Source organism: Brachybacterium sp. J144 (genome assembly GCF_036321705.1).
Classification (GTDB): domain Bacteria; phylum Actinomycetota; class Actinomycetes; order Actinomycetales; family Dermabacteraceae; genus Brachybacterium.
This window is the reverse complement of sequence record NZ_JAZDCG010000014.1, coordinates 48086-63732: the sequence shown is the minus strand read 5'-3', so window position 1 is coordinate 63732 and position 15647 is coordinate 48086. Positions and strand designations below refer to the sequence as shown.

At 74.3% G+C, this 15647-nt stretch carries 13 protein-coding genes; 6 read left to right on the top strand and 7 right to left on the bottom strand.

The features are described 5' to 3' along the window. The first annotated feature begins 106 nt into the window (after window positions 1-106). Entirely contained in the window at window positions 107-499 is a 393-nt protein-coding gene (locus tag V1260_RS06405; protein ID WP_329745972.1) for a YciI family protein, read from the top strand. Between the two features lie 22 nt (window positions 500-521). Next, window positions 522-1754, top strand: a complete 1233-nt coding sequence (locus V1260_RS06400; RefSeq protein ID WP_329745971.1) for an RNA polymerase sigma factor — start codon at window positions 522-524, stop codon at window positions 1752-1754. Window positions 1755-1770: 16 nt separating this feature from the next. On the opposite strand, the gene V1260_RS06395 is transcribed toward V1260_RS06400, so the two are convergent. Beyond that, a complete protein-coding gene (locus V1260_RS06395) occupies window positions 1771-4347 on the bottom strand; it encodes a family 78 glycoside hydrolase catalytic domain (protein ID WP_329745970.1) in 2577 nt (858 codons plus the stop codon). 175 nt (window positions 4348-4522) lie between these two features. Here V1260_RS06395 and V1260_RS06390 point away from each other — a divergent pair, with 175 nt between their 5' ends. Then, the gene (locus tag V1260_RS06390) at window positions 4523-4945 is read left to right on the top strand and encodes a VOC family protein (RefSeq protein WP_329745969.1); all 423 of its coding nucleotides are present in this window, start codon (window positions 4523-4525) and stop codon (window positions 4943-4945) included. Window positions 4946-4949: 4 nt separating this feature from the next. After that, window positions 4950-5303: a TraR/DksA family transcriptional regulator gene (locus tag V1260_RS06385; RefSeq protein ID WP_329745968.1), complete on the top strand. Its 354-nt coding sequence runs from the start codon at window positions 4950-4952 to the stop codon at window positions 5301-5303. Window positions 5304-5458: 155 nt separating this feature from the next. Here the strand turns inward: V1260_RS06385 and V1260_RS06380 are convergent, their stop codons facing one another. Together V1260_RS06380 and V1260_RS06375 are read right to left on the bottom strand one after the other, a co-directional pair. Beyond that, window positions 5459-6706 (bottom strand): AAA family ATPase, encoded by a 1248-nt coding sequence (locus V1260_RS06380; RefSeq protein ID WP_329745967.1) that lies wholly within the window; start codon window positions 6704-6706, stop codon window positions 5459-5461. A 67-nt stretch (window positions 6707-6773) separates the two neighbouring features. Then, on the bottom strand, window positions 6774-7409 hold the full coding sequence (locus tag V1260_RS06375) for a DUF998 domain-containing protein (protein WP_329745966.1): 636 nt from the start codon (window positions 7407-7409) through the stop codon (window positions 6774-6776). Window positions 7410-7513: 104 nt separating this feature from the next. Here V1260_RS06375 and V1260_RS06370 point away from each other — a divergent pair, with 104 nt between their 5' ends. Then, window positions 7514-8959 (top strand): LarC family nickel insertion protein, encoded by a 1446-nt coding sequence (locus V1260_RS06370; protein ID WP_329745965.1) that lies wholly within the window; start codon window positions 7514-7516, stop codon window positions 8957-8959. A 92-nt stretch (window positions 8960-9051) separates the two neighbouring features. Further along, on the top strand, window positions 9052-9447 hold the full coding sequence (locus V1260_RS06365; RefSeq protein WP_329745964.1) for a hypothetical protein: 396 nt from the start codon (window positions 9052-9054) through the stop codon (window positions 9445-9447). A gap of 69 nt (window positions 9448-9516) precedes the next feature. On the opposite strand, the gene ppsA is transcribed toward V1260_RS06365, so the two are convergent. The 4 genes from ppsA to V1260_RS06345 form a co-directional block, all read right to left on the bottom strand. Further along, entirely contained in the window at window positions 9517-11910 is a 2394-nt protein-coding gene (gene ppsA / locus V1260_RS06360; protein ID WP_329745963.1) for a phosphoenolpyruvate synthase, read from the bottom strand. 82 nt (window positions 11911-11992) lie between these two features. After that, on the bottom strand, window positions 11993-12871 hold the full coding sequence (locus V1260_RS06355; RefSeq protein WP_329745962.1) for a pyruvate, water dikinase regulatory protein: 879 nt from the start codon (window positions 12869-12871) through the stop codon (window positions 11993-11995). A 225-nt stretch (window positions 12872-13096) separates the two neighbouring features. After that, a complete protein-coding gene (locus V1260_RS06350; protein WP_329745961.1) occupies window positions 13097-14137 on the bottom strand; it encodes a hemolysin family protein in 1041 nt (346 codons plus the stop codon). Further along, the gene (locus tag V1260_RS06345; RefSeq protein ID WP_329745960.1) at window positions 14134-15567 is read right to left on the bottom strand and encodes a hemolysin family protein; all 1434 of its coding nucleotides are present in this window, start codon (window positions 15565-15567) and stop codon (window positions 14134-14136) included. The genes V1260_RS06350 and V1260_RS06345 overlap by 4 nt, the downstream gene beginning before the upstream one ends. Window positions 15568-15647 lie beyond the last annotated feature (80 nt).

Below are 15647 nucleotides of genomic sequence, written 5' to 3'. Positions count from 1 at the left end.
TTCATCGTGCCCGTCCGGACCGTCGATGTCGAGATCCGCGGCGCGGCGTCGACAACTCGTCGAGGGCATCCGCCCCCGACCGCCCGACCCCACCGAGGAGCTCCCGATGAAGTACGTGATCCTGATCCACTCCAACCCCCAGCCCTGGGTCCATCCCACCCCGGACTACCTGCCGGAGGAGCAGGCCCGGTCCGCCGCGGAGCGGGAGGCCGACTCCCGCTCCTTCGACGCGGCGTTCGGCGAGGTCCTCGAGCGCGGCGAGCTCGTCCATGCCGAGGCGCTCGCCGCCCCCTCGGGCTCGCGGCTGTTCCGCTGGGAGGGCGACCGACGGATCGTCGTCGACGGCCCCTACGCCGAGGGCCGCGAGCACCTCGCCGGGTTCTTCATCGTCGACACCGAGACGCCCGAGCGGGCGGCGGAGATCGCCGGCCTGTTCGGCGCCCGCGGGGAGACGGTGGAGCTGCGTCCGGTGATGAGCGAGGCTCCCGACGAGTCCTGATCCCGCCTCGGACCTGGAGGACGTGTGGCGCCGCGAGGCGCCGCACGTCCTCGCCGCGCTGCTGCGTCGGCACGGGGACCTCGCGGACTGCGAGGACGCCGTGCAGCTGGCGCTCCTGGCCGCCTCGGAGCAGTGGCCGCGCGACGGCCTGCCCGACTCCCCGCGGGCCTGGCTGCGGGCGGTCGCCTCGCGGCGCCTGATCGACGGCATCCGCGCGGACGCCGCGCGACGCGCCCGCGAGGAGCGGGCGGCCCGGCTCGAGGAGCCGCTGCACGGGGACCCCGGCGACCCGATCGAGGACGCGCACGGGGCGTCGGGCGACGGAGAGGACCTCCTCCCCCTGCTCCTGCTCTGCGCGCATCCCTCCCTGACCCCGGCCTCCCAGACCGCGCTGATGCTGAGGGCGGTCGGCGGACTGCGCACCGCCGAGCTGGCGACCTGCTTCTTCGTGCCGGAGTCGACGATGGCGCAGCGGATCTCCCGGGCGAAGGCCCGCCTGCGTGCCGACGGGGCCGGCCTCCCCGCGCCCACCGGCGCGGATCTGCCCCTCCGACTGCATGCGGTCCGCCACGCCGTCTCCGCGCTCTACGCCCAGGACCATTCCCTGGCCGAGCGCGGACGGGGCACCGACCGACTGCTCGGCGACGCCGCCGTCCGGGTGGCGCGCGCGGTCCTCGCGGCCCGGCCGGCGGAGCCGGAGAGCGCGGGTCTCCTGGCGCTGCTGCTGCTCACCCATGCCCGGGCTCCCGCTCGCCTGGACGCCGACGGGGAGATCGTGCCTCTCCTCGTCCAGGACCGATCGCGGTGGGACCACGCCCTGGTGCGGGAGGGGATCTCCCTGCTGGAGCGGACCCTGCCGGTGGGCCCGGTGGGACCGTTCCAGCTGCAGGCGGCGATCGCGGCCGTCCACGCCGAGGCGGGGACGAGCGATGCCACCGACTGGCCGCAGATCCTGGTGCTCTACCGCATGCTGGCGGATCTCGAGCCGACCCCGGCGGTGCTGCTGGGGCTCGCGGTGGCGACCGCCGAGGTGGAGGGTCCGCATGCGGGACTGGACCTGCTCGCCATGCATCCGCCGCTCTCCCATCGCCATGAGGCGGTGACTGGGCACCTCCTCGCCCGGCTGGGGCGGGAGGAGGAGGCGCGCGCCGCCTTCCTGCGTGCGGCCGAGCGCACCCGGAGCCCGTCCGAGCAGCGTTATCTGCGCCGGCTGGCGTCGGCGGCAGCGGTTCCCGAGCCGGACGACGCCCCCTGACCGTCTCCCGGCGCCGTCAGGGCAGGTGCAGCACCGTCACCCCCGGGCCGACCTCCCACTGCACGGTTCCCCAGCGCACCACCGCGGTCGCGTTCGCGGGCACGTCCACCTCGAGCTCGCGCCCCGCCGCGTCGTAGCGCACGCGCACGTCCCCGCGGATCGTGGGGACGGTGCCCGCCATCCAACGCAGCGGTCCGGGCTGCGGGGCGATCTCGAGCCGGGCCGCGCCGGGGGCGACCACGCGCACTCCCAGCACCCAGCGGGCGAGGACGTTGACGGGGGCGGTGCCCCAGGCGTGGGAGTAGGTCATGTTGGGCTTGAGGGAGGGGTCCCAGGCCTCGGGCACGATCGTCGCGCCGAGGTCGTCGATCCCGTGCAGCCAGCCGCGCTCCCCACGGGAGGTGAGCAGGGCGAGGGCCTCATCGGCCCGTCCCAGGGAGAAGAGGGCGTCGAGCAGGAACTGGGCGCCGTAGATGCTCATGCGCATCCCGCCGGCGGCGAGGTGCTCGGCGAGCGCGTCGCGGTGCGCGGCCGGCGCCTGGCCGAGGGCGACGGGGATGGCGCTCGAGTGCTGGGCGGCGTGCTCGACGACGCTCCCGTCGGCGCGGAGCCCGTCGCGGAGCACCCCGTCGGCCCGCACCAGCAGGTGCTCCATCGCCGTACGCAGGCCCGCCGCCCGCTCCGCGTGGTGCGCGGCCTCACGGGGCCGGCCGAGCGCCCGGCAGATCCGGGCGAGGGCATCGTGCGCCGCGGCCTGGAAGGCGTTCAGGACGGTGCTGACCTCGGTGATCTCCACGTCGTCGCGGCAGGTCACGGGCCAATCCACGAGGACGGCGTCCCAGCCGCTGGAGCTGCCGGGCTCGAGGTGCACGAGGCCGTCCTCGCCGAGGAACCGGTCGTAGCCGGCGGCGCGCCAGAGGTCGAGGTCGGTGCGCAGCTGGCCGTCGTCGCCGGTGGCGAGATAGTCCTCCCAGGCCAGGAGGACGGGCATGAGGTGGTACTCGGCGGGCCAGGTGGGCCGACGGGTGAGGTACCGGGTGCTCGCACGGGCGAGCGCATAGCTCCGCTCGCACGCGTACTGGGAGAGCTGGTTGACGTAGGCGTCGCCCTCGTAGGGCAGGCGCTCCCGGGCGGGGGTGTCGAGGTAGAGGTCCAGGGTGGTGGCCTCGATGGAGTAGCGGCACAGCTCGTGCACCCGGTCGAGGTCCGGATCCGAGGAGGCGAAGGCCCCGGTGGGGGCGGTGCCGGAGGTGAGGAGGGTGGGCGTGACCTCGAGGTCCGAGACCGTGCCGGAGAGCAGGTGGAGATCGGCGTAGCGGAAGGCGCGGTAGCCCCAGTGCTCGACCTCCTGCTCCCCCGCGCGCAGCGTCCACGTCTCCTCGTACACGTTCCCGGTGGGCATCGCGGAGAGGACGCGGCCGTGCTCGTCCCGCTGCTCGCCGAGGCGGACGGCGATCCGGGCGCCGTCGCTCGCGCGGCAGCGGAGGCGCAGGCCGCCGACGATCTCCCGGCCCAGGTCGATCCGCCAGGTCGCGGCGGGGGCCGCGTCGGGGCCGACGGTCGCAGGGCCGACGGGAGTTGGTTGCGGCGGATCCGGTGCGCCGGGGGCGGGGCCGACGGGGTCGCCGCCGACGGGCTCCGGTCGCAGGGTCGCCCCGGTCTCCTGGTGCAGGGAGACGGTGGCGGGCACGGGCTCTGCGGGCAGCGGCGGCGCGGCGCTCGCCGGCGCCCAGCCGCTGTCGTCGACGCCGGGGAGGGTCCAGCCGGCCGGCTCCTCCCGCAGGTCCCAGTCCTCCGCGGGGGCGTGGTACCAGAAGCCGCCGATGCTGCGGGTGCCGGGCAGCAGTCGGTCGCCGGGGAGGGCGCGCCAGGTGTCCGGGGCGGTCATGTGCTCGAGCCGGGTGCCGTCGGCGAGGACGACGACGAGGCGCACGGCGACCTGCCGCCCCTCCTGCGCCCAGGCGAGCACGGCGAGGGCGTTCGCGCCCGGGCGCAGCAGGTCCGCGACGTGGTGGGTGTGGAGCGAGGGCCGGCCGTCGGCGCTGCGGGCGCTGCTGAACCCGGCGACCTGCCCGTTCACCCAGATCTTGGCGACGTGCTGGCGGCCGCCGCGGGGCCCGGCGGCACCGGCCGGTGCGCCCTCCGGGGAGAGGCCGACGCTCTCGAGGAAGGCGGCGCGGATCGGGGCGTCCGGCAGGGTGAGCTCGCTGCGGAGCAGGGCCCAGTCCGCCTCGCCTGCGGCCCAGATCGGGCGGGCGGGCCAGCGGTCCGGGGCGGTGGTGAACAGAGCGGGTGCGGACCAGTCGCCGGGCTCCGAGGTCGCGACCCGCACCCGCCACCAGTACGGGGTGGAGGGGGTGAGCGGCAGGTCCTCGAGGAGCACGCCGGTCGAGTCCGGGGAGTCGACGGGGCCCGAGTCCCAGAGGATCTGCGCGCAGGCGGGGTCCTCGGCGACTTGCAGCCGGTAGGAGCGCTGTCGCGCGTCCCCCAGCGGGGGCACGATCCAGGAGAGCCGCAGCGCGGCGGGGTCGACGCCGGCGGCGCGCTCCTGCAGGTCCAGCAGGAGGCCCATCGGGCGCTGGTCGGGGTCCATCGGTGCGGCTCCTTCGCTGACCACGGGACGACCGGGCCAGGCTACCGGCGGCGGCGGCGGTCACCTCCACCACCTGGCCGTCGCCCGCGGGGGTTCCACCCGTCGGACCCCGCATCTACGCTCGCTGTGAGCGCCCGGCACCGGGCCGGCGCCGATGCCGAGGAGGACGTCCGCCATGCCCGCAGCACTCCACCCGTACCTCAACTTCGACGGCAACGCCCGCGAGGCGTTCGAGTTCTACGGCGCGGCCCTCGGGGCCACGCCCCAGTTCGCCACCTTCGGCGAGTTCCAGGCCGTCCCGGCCGATGATCCCGCGGCGGACAAGATCATGCACGGCTCCCTCGAGGTCACCGAGCTGATCCGCCTGTACGTCTCGGACGTCGTGGAGGGCATGGGCGAGCACAAGCCCGGCACCAACGTCACCCTCTCCCTCATGGGCGACGACGAGGCGGTGCTCCGCAGCGCCTACGAGAAGCTCTCCGTGGGCGGCACGATCCAGATGCCGCTCGAGAAGCAGATGTGGGGCGACGTGTACGGCGCCTTCACCGACCGCTTCGGCATCGAGTGGCAGGTCAACATCTCCGGCGCCGAGAGCTGATCCTATGACCGGCCGGCCCGATCGCGACGCGCTCTCGGAGCTGCTGGCGCAGGAGCGTCAGCGCACGCAGGAGCGCGTCGCGTCACTGCGCCGGGATTACCGCTCGATCGTCGACGGCATGGAGCTGACCTCGACGGATGACGAGCACGATCCCGAAGGGGCGACCACCGCCGTGGAGCGCTCCCGGTTGGAGGCCCTGCTGGACGCGGCCGAGCGGCACCTGCTGGAGCTCGACGCCGCCGACGAGCGCCTGGCGGACGGCACCTACGGTCGGTGCGCCTCCTGCGGCACCGAGATCCCGCGGGCTCGGCTGCGGATCCGTCCGGCCGCGTCGACCTGCGTGAACTGCGCGGGGTGAGCCGCTGGCTGACCAAGCAGCTCCCCTCACGTACCCCGCGCACCATTGCGCGCTGTGCTTCCACTCCTGGAAGCACAGCGCGCAAAGCCGTGGCCGGGTGGGGCGGGGGTCGCGGTCCGGACGGGGTCTCGGTCTGCCCGGGCGGGGGTGGCCCGTCAGCCGTTCCGCCGCACCGGCCGCGTGACCTGGGCGGGCGCGGCGGCGCGGCGGGTGGATCCGGTCTCGCGCACGCGCTCGAGGGCTTCCCGCAGGTAGGGCAGGGCGAGCGCGACGCGGCCGTGGCCGGACGCCTGCAGCAGCTCCTCGCCGATCAGCCGGGCGCGGTGCACTCCCGCCGCCCGGGTGTCCAGGCCGAGGCGGGCGGCGACGTCGCCGACGGCGCTCGGTCCCTCGTCCTCGAGCATCGCCTGGAGGTAGTCCATGCGCCGCCCGGTGACGTCCCGGAGGGCGGGGCCGTGGACGTTGACGACCATCGCGTCGATCGTGGCCGCGCGCGCGGCGTCGACGTCCTCGATCTCGATCGTCGACGCATCGCCCGCGCGGGCCCAGGCCTCCGCGCCGATCACCTGGATGAGATACGGGTAGCCGTGGCTGATCTCGCCGGCCCGCACCGCGGCCTCGGGGGTGATGGAGCGGGAGGTGTCGGCGACGGTCTGGCGGATCACCTCGGCGGCGGTGCCGACGTCCACCGAGCTGATGTCGATCCGGTGGGCGCGGCGCAGGAAGGTGGTGCCCGGGTGGGCGAGCAGCTCGTCGACGCCGGTGCGGATCCCCGCGGCGAGGAAGCCCGCGCCGTGGCCCGCCCCGATGAGGTCCTGCAGGTGCTGGGTGACCTCGCGCAGCTGGGCATGGTCCGCGGACTGCACCTCGTCGACGCTCACCAGCAGGCCCCCTCCGTCCCGGGTGAGGAGGGCGGCGAGCCGCTCGAGGAGGCGACCCAGCGGCACCTTCTCCCCGGCGTAGCGGTCGACGAACTCGACATCCGCCCCGGCGCGCACCCCGAAAGCCCCGCCCTCGGCGGAGGTGGCGCGCATCTGCTCCGCCTCCGGGTCGACCTCGCGCAGCAGGTCCACGGCGCCGCCCCGCAGCTCCTCGACCATCGAGGCCGAGGAGGTGTGCAGCACCAGGGTGCGCCAGCCGGCCCGCGCGGCCACCTCGCGCAGCTGCCCCAGCAGCACCGTCTTGCCGACGCCGCGCGCCCCTGCGATCAGCACGGACCGCTCCCCGGCGCCGCGCCGGCCGGCGAGCGCGGCCGCGAAGTCCTCGACCGGGGTGCCCTGCAGGGCGAGGACGCGCGGGACGAGGCCGAAGCCGGGGGTGAAGGGGTTCCGCTCGGCCGCCTCGAGGGCGGCGGGGCTCGACGGCCCGGTCTGCGGACGGTCGCCGCGGGAGCTGCGGGGCATCGGGCCTCCTGGGGCGGGATCGGGAGTGCGGACCATCGATGCGACCCCGACCGGGGTCGGACCGAGCCTACTCAGCAGCACCGACGGAGGCGGAGCGCTCAGCAGCCTGAGCGGGCAGCCGGCCGACCAGAGCCACGCCGAGGAGCGCGATGATCACGGTGGTGGGCCACACCGCCACGCGTTCGAGGAGGCCGGGCAGCGGCGCTTCGATCCAGAGGCCGACGACGATGCCGCTCGCGAGCGCCAGCACGGACACAGCGAGGACCACAGTGCGGAGAGCGCCGGGACGCAGCAGCACGGGGCCGAGCGCCAGACCTGGCACCGCGGCCAGCGCGAGCGTCGGGATCGACACGAGGACGTGGAGCGCGACGTCGACGTCCAGCGGGATCAGTCCCGTCGCGGCCGTGCTCGCACCGCACAGGAGGAGCGCGCCAGCACCGACCCCACGCCGCCACCCGCGCCCCAGCGAAGGCAGCAGGAGCACCGTCCCGGCGACGAGGCAGGCGCCGGCCAGGACCAGCGCCAAGTTCAGCACGGAATGCATGGGCATCCCACCGAGCGTCCCGGCCGGGATGCCGAGCTCGCTGATGGTCTGGTGCAGCCAGTGGTACTGCGGGGCCGCGAGGAGCCCCGCCACGATCTCTGCCGGCAGGGTGACGGCGCTCAGCATCCACAGCGCCGCCCCCAGCTGTCGTCTCCGCACACCACGACGCTACCCCACTCCCGACGCGCCCCGATCCTCCAGGCCGCACGGCCGTCGGCGACGTTCCCTTCAACAGATCGCGCACCGATCACTACGATCGGGGGATGACCGCCGACGCGCCCGCCGCCCCTCGCTCCGCCTACATCGACGCGACCGCCGGGATCGCCGGGGACATGCTGCTCGCGGCCCTCGTGGACGCGGGCGCGGATCTCGACGGCGTGCAGCACGTGCTCGATGCGCTGGTCCCGGACTCGGTGCGCTTCGTGCGCCGGCGCGTGGACCGCGGCGGGCAGAGCGCGACCAAGGTGGACGTCGAGGTGCGGGTCGAGGATCCGCCGCACCGCACCTGGTCCTCGATCCGGGCCCTGCTCGAGGGCGCCCGCGGCCGGGACGACGTCCCCGCCCGGACCATCGACCTGTCCCTCGCGGTGTTCGGGCGACTCGCCGACGCCGAGGGGGCGACCCACGGCGTCCCAGCGGACGAGGTCCACTTCCACGAGGTGGGGGCGCTGGACTCGCTCGCGGACGTGATCGGGGCGTGCGAGGCCTGGCGGCAGCTGGGCATCGAGGACGGCACCGGGAGCGTGCTCGCCGTCGGCAGCGGCCGGATCCGCGCCGCGCACGGAGACATCCCGGTGCCGGTGCCCGCGGTCGCGCGGCTCGCGCTCGGCTGGCCGACGGTCGCCGGCGAGATCCTCCCCGCCCGCGGCCACAGTCACTCGCACGGTCACGGGCACACGCACGGTCACGGGCACACGCACGGTCACGGGCACGACCACGACCACCCCGTCGTCGAGGTCCCCGACTCGGACGCGACCGTGCCCGCGCACATGGCCGGCGGCCCGCACGAGCACGGCGGCCGGCGCGTCCCCGCGGGCGTCGCCCCCGGCATCGGCGAGCTCGCGACCCCCACGGGCGTTGCGCTGCTGCGCGGTCTCGCGAGGACCGCGGGCCCGCAGCCGGCGATGACCGTGCTCGTCCTCGGGGTGGGCGCGGGCACCAAGGACACCCCCGGTCGGCCGAACGTGGTGCGTGTCCTCGTCGGCACCGCCGGTGCGGCGAGCCCCGCTGCCGCCGCGGGCTCCGTCGCCGCGGCGGACGCCCACGACACCCCCACCGCCGCCGTGCAGCTCGAGGCGAACGTCGACGACCTCGACCCGCGGCTGTGGCCGGGCGTGATCGAGGCCCTGCTCTCGGACGGCGCGCTCGACGCCTGGCTCACCCCGATCGTCATGAAGCACGGCCGGCCCGCGGTGACCGTCCACGCGCTGGTCCGCGAGGACGCCGCCGAGGAGGCGTCGTCCCTGCTCATGGACCGCACCGGCAGCCTCGGAGTGCGCCGCCACCGCGTCGAGCGGACCATCCGCACCCGCTCCTTCGAGAGCGTCGAGGTCGACGGGCACCGGATCGCGGTGAAGGTCGCCCGCGACGCCGACGGATCCGTCGTGCGGCGCGAGCCCGAGTTCCGGGACGTCGCCGCCGCCGCAGCGGCCGCCGGGGTGAGCGAGCGCGAGATGCTGGCCCGCGCCCGCGCCGCCGTGGACGGCTGACCCGACTCGCCGTCGGACCTCGCCGATCCGCTGACGGGACGCGTCGCGCGGCCCATACTGGAGCGAAGCGACGTCGCTGCGAGGAGGACCCCATGCCCGCCCTGTCCGAGGCGATCACCCTGGCCATCGCGGAGGCCCGAAAGGCCCCCAACGGCCGTCACGCCGAGATCCTGATCCACGACGGCCCGCTGCGGCAGACCGTCATCGCGCTCCGCCAGGGCGTCTCCCTCGGCGAGCACAACTCCCCGCCCGCCGCCTCGATCCAGATGATCCGCGGGAAGGTGCGCATCACGGGCGAGGACCCGGTGGTGATCGAGACGGGGCAGCTCGAGGCGCTCACGCATCACCGTCACGGGGTGGAGGCGCTCGACGACTCCGTCTTCCTGCTGACCACGGTCACCTCGGTGCCGGGCACCGAGAGCCACGGCGGGCCCGGCACCCGCACCGGCGAGATAATGCCGGTGGCCGTCGACCACGTGGACGACTGACCACCGGCACCACCCGTCTGCCCCCGTCGGGCCCGGCCCCCGTCGGCCGGGCACCGCGTGACCCGCCGCTCAGGCGGTCCCGGCCCGCTCCTCCCGCTGCCCCAGCCGCTGCCAGGTCTCGACCACGGTGTCCGGGTTCAGCGACAGCGAGTCGATGCCCCGGTCCACGAGCCATTCGGCGAGGTCCGGATGGTCGCTCGGCCCCTGCCCGCAGATGCCGACGTACTTCCCGGCGGCGTGGCAGGCCTCGATCGCGCGCTGCAGCAGGAAGAGCACCGCGGGGTCCCGCTCGTCGAACCGCTCCGCGACCAGCGCCGAGTCGCGGTCCAGGCCCAGGGTCAGCTGCGTGAGGTCGTTCGAGCCGATCGAGAAGCCGTCGAAGTGCTCGAGGAACTCCTCGGCCCGTAGGGCGTTCGCGGGGATCTCGCACATCATCATGACCTCGAGCCCGTTCTCGCCGCGCACCAGGCCGTGCGCGGCGAGCAGGTCGATCACCGCCCGCCCCTCCTCCGGGGTGCGCACGAAGGGGATCATGAGCTTCACGTTCGCAAGCCCCATCTCCTCGCGCACGTGGCGCAGCGCCTCGGCCTCCAGCGCGAAGCACGCCGCGAAGTCCTCGGAGACGTACCGGGAGGCGCCCCGGTAGCCGAGCATCGGGTTCTCCTCGCGCGGCTCGAACTCGTCACCGCCCAGCAGGTTCGCGTACTCGTTGGACTTGAAGTCGCTCATCCGCACGATCACCGGCTCGGGGGCGAAGGCCGCCGCGATCATCGAGACGCCCTCGGCGATGCGGCGCACGAAGAACTCCCGCGGCCCGGGGTAGGCGGCGATCCGCTCGCGCACCCGCTCGGCGAGCTCGGGCCGGTCCCGCTCGAGCCGGTCGAGCTCGAGCAGTGCACGGGGGTGGATGCCGATCTGCCGGTTCACCAGGAACTCGAGCCGCGCCAGGCCCACGCCCTGGTGCGGCAGCCGGGAGAAGGAGAAGGCCTGCTCCGGATTGCCGACGTTCATCATGATCCGGGTGGGGATCTCGGGCATCGCGTCCACCTGCGAGGTGGTGACGGTGACCGGCAGCCTGCCGGCGTAGACGTAGCCGGTGTCGCCCTCGGCGGCGGAGACGGTGACCTCCTCGCCGTCGCGCAGGGTGCCCGTCGCGCTCCCGGTCCCGACGACGGCGGGGATCCCCAGCTCGCGGGCGATGATCGCCGCGTGGCAGGTGCGTCCCCCGCGGTCGGTGACGATCGCGGCGGCCCGCTTCATGATCGGCTCCCAGTCGGGGTCGGTCATGTCCGCGACCAGCACCTCGCCGGGCCGGAAATCGTGCATCTGCTCGAGGGAGGTCAGCACGCGCACCGGTCCCGCGCCGATCCGGGCCCCGATCGCGCGGCCCTCCGCGCGCACCTCGCCCCGCTCCTCGAGCCGGTGCTTCTCCACGGTGGATCCGGCGCGGGACTGCACCGTCTCGGGGCGCGCCTGCAGGATGTACAGCCCGCCGTCCGTGCCGTCCAGGCCCCACTCGACGTCCATCGGCCGGCCGTAGTGCTCCTCGATGATCAGCGCCTGCCGGGCGAGGTCCAAGACCTGCTCGTCGGTGAGCGAGAACCGCCGCCGACGGACCGGCTCGACCTCCACGAACTCCGTGGTCCGGCCGACGGTGGGATCGGCGGTGTAGACCATCGCGGTCGCCTTCTCGCCGACGCTCCGGGCCAGGATCGCGGGCCTCCCCTCGCGCAGCGCGGACTTCAGCACGTAGAACTCGTCCGGGTTGACCGCTCCCTGCACCACCCCCTCTCCGAGGCCGTAGGCGCTGGTCACGAACACGGCGCCGGGGAAGCCTGACTCGGTGTCGACGGTGAACAGCACGCCGCTCGCCCCGAGGTCGGAGCGGACCATCCGCTGCACCCCGGCGCTCAGCGCCACAGCGGCGTGGTCGAAGGCGTGGTGGACGCGGTAGGCGATCGCGCGGTCGTTGTAGAGGGAGGCGAACACCTCGCGGATCGCGGTGAGCACCGCGTCGATGCCGCGCACGTTCAGGAAGGTCTCCTGCTGGCCGGCGAAGGACGCGTCCGGGAGGTCCTCGGCGGTCGCGGACGAGCGCACCGCGAACGAGACCTCCGCCCCGCTGCCCGCGGCGAGCGCCGCGTAGGCGGTACGGATCTCCTCCTCGAGGGCGGCGGGGAGCGGCTGCTCGATCACCATGCGGCGGATCTCGGCCCCCGCCTCGGCGAGCGCGATGGTGTCCTCCACGTCGAGGTCCCGCAGGCGGGCGTCGATCCGGTCGGCGAGGCCGGTGCCGGCGAGCAGCTCCCGGTAGGCGTCGGCCGTGGTGGCGAAGCCGTCGGGGACCTGGACGCCGAGGGCGGTGAGATGGGAGACCATCTCGCCGAGGGAGGCGTTCTTCCCGCCGACCTGCTCGAGATCGTCGAGGCCGAGCTCGGAGAACCATCGGATGCGCTGCGTCATTGCTGCTCCTGGGGTGGGGGTGGGGGTGAGATAGGGCCGGGAGGTGGGGTGGGGACGGGCGGACGGTCATGGCGGCCGGGCCTCAGCGGTGCGGGGCTCCGCGCTTCTCGAGGCTCTGCAGGATCAGGGCGGACATCTCCTCGACGGATCTCGTGGAGGAGTCGACGACGGGGATGGAGTGCGTGGAGCAGACCCGGCGGGCACGGCTGAGCTCCCAGCGGGTCTGTTCGAGGGAGGCGTACCGCGAGCCCGGCCGGCGCTCGGCGCGCACCTCGGCGAGGCGCTGCGGCGAGGTCACCAGGCCCACGCAGCGGGCGGCGAGGCGCCGGATCGACTTCGGCAGCACCTCCGCCTCGAGGTCCTCGTCGATCAGCGGATAGTTCGCGACGAACAGTCCGTGCTGGAGGGCGAGATACATGCTGGTGGGGGTCTTGCCGCAGCGGGAGGGCCCGATGAGCACGAGATCCGCCTTCTCGAGCGCCCGGATGGACTGCCCGTCGTCGTGCTCGATCGCGAACTCGACCGCCGCCATGCGCCGGTTGTAGCGGTGCACGTCGCCGACGCCGTGGAGCCGGGCCGGGGCGTGGTCGCCGTGGACGCCGAGGCGCTCCTCGAGCCGTGTCAGCGGTTCGGTCACGAGGTCCATCACCAGCGCGCGCGTGGTGAGCAGCTCGGCCCGCACCGCGTCGTCGACGGCGGTGAGGAAGACGATCGCCCCGTCCGCCGCATCGAGCCGTGCCCGCACCTCCCGGGCCTCCGCGGCGGTGCGCACGAAGGGGATCACGCGCCGCTCGAAGGGGACGCTCGGGAACTGCAGCAGCAGGGCGTTGCCCATGGTCTCGGCGCTGATGCCGGTCGAGTCGGACACGAAGAAGACCGGCTGCGACCCGGCCGACGCAGCCCGCCGCTCCTGCGCCGGCCGATCCGGCGGCCGGTCGTCCTGCGGCTCGGCGAAGGCCATGCGGCATCCCCTCTCGCGTCGGGTCCGGCGCGGGGCCGGGGCACGTCGTCGTGCTGCGGCCACCGTAACGAGACCGCGCCCGGGGAGGCGCTGTCCCCGCGTTCCGTGGCGCGGCTCACCCGCCTGGTGCGCGAGGGCGCGGGGATGCACGCTCACTCGCCGAGGAACGCGCAGACGGGGCGCGCGGCCGGGTGGCCGCACGCCCCGTCGGGAGGGGGTCCGCGATCAGGCCGCGGTGCGGGAGTCGTCGCGGATCTGGCCCACGAGCTCCTCGAGCATGTCCTCCAGGGTGACGATGCCGATCACGACGCCCGCGGCGTCGGTGGCCGCGCCGAGATGCGCCCCGGAGGCCTGCATCTGGGCGAGGGCGCGGCGCAGCGGCTGGTCCGCGCCGATCCGCGGCAGGCCGCGGATGCGGTGGGCGGGGATCGGCCGGTCGCGGGCCTCCTCGGAGGCCTCGAGCACGTCCTTGATGTGGATGTAGCCCACGAGCGCCCCGTCGGCCGCCTCGACCGGGAAGCGGCTGAAGCCCTCCACGGCGGCGACCTCCGCGGCGGCGGGGGTCACGCCCTCGGGCAGGGTGGAGACCCGGCCGCGCGGGATGACGAGGTTCGCGACCGAGCGCCCGTCGAAGGACAGCGCTCCCAGCAGCAGGGCCTCGTCGTTGTCCTCGAGCAGGCCGCCCTCCTTGGACTCGCTGACCATCGCGGCCACCTCGTCCCGGGTGAACACGCTGGTGACCTCGTCCTTCGGCTCGACGCCGAGGATCCGCAGCACCAGGTTGCCGAGGCCGTTGAAGGTCCACAGCAGCGGGCGGAGGATCGTGACGATGCCCAGCAGGATCGGGCCGAGGATCATCGCCATCCGCTCCGGGCCGGCGAGCGCGATGTTCTTGGGGACCATCTCGCCGAAGACCACGTGCAGGTAGGTCACGAGGGACAGGGCGATCACGAAGGCGATCGGGTGCTGGAGGGCCTCCGGCACGCCGATCCACGCGAAGGGGACCTCGAGCAGGTGTGCGATCGCGGGCTCGCTGATCGCGCCGAGCGCCAGGGAGCAGACGGTGATGCCGAGCTGGGCGCCCGCCATCATCAGGCTGACCTGCTCCATCGCGCCGAGGGTGCGCTTCGCGGCCCAGTTCCCCTCGAGGGCCTTCGGCTCGATGATCGAGCGGCGGGCGGAGATCAGGGAGAACTCGGCGCCGACGAAGAAGGCGTTGGCGAGCAGCAGCACGAGCGTGAGGGCGAGTCCGGTGAAGTCGCTCATCGACGCGCCTCCTTCGACTCGTCACGGCCGCCCCGGTCCTTGCGAGCACCGCGGCCCTGCTTCTCGGATCCCTCGGCCCCGTCGTCGTCCTCGTCCACGGGGACGGGCTCGACGCTCAGGTGGAGGGTCTCGATGCGCAGGCCATCGACCTCGGTCACCGCGATGCGGACCCTCGCCGGGTCCTCACCGGGGGCGGGGTCGGTGTCCACCACGACCTCGTCGCCGACCTCCGCGAGGCGTCCGAGCTCCATGGTCACGAGGCCGCCGAGGGTGTCGTAGTCCTCGTGCTCGGGCACGGTGACGCCGAGCCTCTCGGTCGCCTCGTCCGGCCGGGTGCGGGCGTCGAAGTCCCAGGAGCCGTCCGGCTCGGGGGCCGGGTCGGTCTCCTCGTCGTGCTCGTCGCGGACCTCGCCGACGATCTCCTCGACGAGGTCCTCGAGGGTGATCAGACCGGCGTGGTCACCGAACTCGTCGATCACCACGGCCATCTGCAGGCCGCCGCCGCGGAGGGTGTCCATCAGGTCGTCCAGCGGCACGGTGTCGGGCACGAAGGTGGCCGGCCCCATGACGGCGGCGACGGTGGTGGTGGGCCGCTCGGCGAAGGGCACGGCGAGGCCGTGGCGCACATGGGCGACTCCGGCTATCTCGTTCTCCGGGTTCAGGACCGGGAAGCGGGAGTGCCCGCCCTCGCGGGCGAGGTCCAGCAGGTCCTGGACCGAGTCGGTGGTCTCCAGGACGTCCATGCGGCCGCGCGGGACCATCGCGTCGTGGGCGCGCCGGTCGCCGAAGGCGAGGGTGCGTTGCACGAGCGTCGCGGTCTCCGCGGGCAGGGCGCCCTCGTCGGCGCTGCGGCGCACGAGGGCCGAGAGCTCCTCGGCGCTGCGGGCCGAGCCGAGCTCCTCCTGCGGCTCGACGCCGAGACGGCGCACGATCGCGTTCGCATTGCCGTTGAACAGGCGGATCGGCCAGCCAAGGACCTTCGTGAACATCCGCTGGAAGCCGACGACGGCCTTCGCGGTCTCGAGGGGTCGGGCGATCGCAAGGTTCTTGGGGACCAGCTCGCCGAAGATCATGGTCATGCCCGTCGCGAGCACGAGGGCCAGGGCGACGGACACCGAGCGGGCGGCGACAGGGGCGAGGCCCCACCCCTCCAGCGTCGGGGACACGAGCGCGGCGATCGCCGGCTCGGCGAGGAAGCCGATGCCGAGGTTGGTCACGGTGATCCCCAGCTGCGCTCCGGAGAGCTGCGTGGAGAGGGTCCTCATGCCCTCCAGGACCCCGCGGGCCCGCTTGTCGCCGGAGGCGGCGGCCGCCTCCACGTCATTGCGGTTGGCGGTGATCAGGGAGAACTCGGCGGCGACGAATCCGCCGCAGGCGGCGATGAGCAGGAGCCCGATCGCGAGGGAGACGAGGGGGCCGATCAGATCCATGGCCGGATCCCCCCGCGTGTGATGTAAGAGTGCAGGCCCGAAGGCCTGGGACTGTCACTGGAGGCGTCGCTGGCGGCGCT

What these genes read in the sequence shown, in the direction of transcription:
- V1260_RS06355 (WP_329745962.1), bottom strand. Translation starts at nt 12,871, where the DNA reads ATGGCCTTCGCCGAGCCGCAGGACGACCGGCCGCCGGATCGGCCGGCG.
- ppsA (WP_329745963.1), bottom strand. Translation starts at nt 11,910, where the DNA reads ATGACGCAGCGCATCCGATGGTTCTCCGAGCTCGGCCTCGACGATCTC.
- V1260_RS06390 (WP_329745969.1), top strand. Translation starts at nt 4,523, where the DNA reads ATGCCCGCAGCACTCCACCCGTACCTCAACTTCGACGGCAACGCCCGC.
- V1260_RS06380 (WP_329745967.1), bottom strand. Translation starts at nt 6,706, where the DNA reads ATGCCCCGCAGCTCCCGCGGCGACCGTCCGCAGACCGGGCCGTCGAGC.
- V1260_RS06345 (WP_329745960.1), bottom strand. Translation starts at nt 15,567, where the DNA reads ATGGATCTGATCGGCCCCCTCGTCTCCCTCGCGATCGGGCTCCTGCTC.
- V1260_RS06405 (WP_329745972.1), top strand. Translation starts at nt 107, where the DNA reads ATGAAGTACGTGATCCTGATCCACTCCAACCCCCAGCCCTGGGTCCAT.
- V1260_RS06350 (WP_329745961.1), bottom strand. Translation starts at nt 14,137, where the DNA reads ATGAGCGACTTCACCGGACTCGCCCTCACGCTCGTGCTGCTGCTCGCC.
- V1260_RS06370 (WP_329745965.1), top strand. Translation starts at nt 7,514, where the DNA reads ATGACCGCCGACGCGCCCGCCGCCCCTCGCTCCGCCTACATCGACGCG.
- V1260_RS06395 (WP_329745970.1), bottom strand. Translation starts at nt 4,347, where the DNA reads ATGGACCCCGACCAGCGCCCGATGGGCCTCCTGCTGGACCTGCAGGAG.
- V1260_RS06365 (WP_329745964.1), top strand. Translation starts at nt 9,052, where the DNA reads ATGCCCGCCCTGTCCGAGGCGATCACCCTGGCCATCGCGGAGGCCCGA.
- V1260_RS06385 (WP_329745968.1), top strand. Translation starts at nt 4,950, where the DNA reads ATGACCGGCCGGCCCGATCGCGACGCGCTCTCGGAGCTGCTGGCGCAG.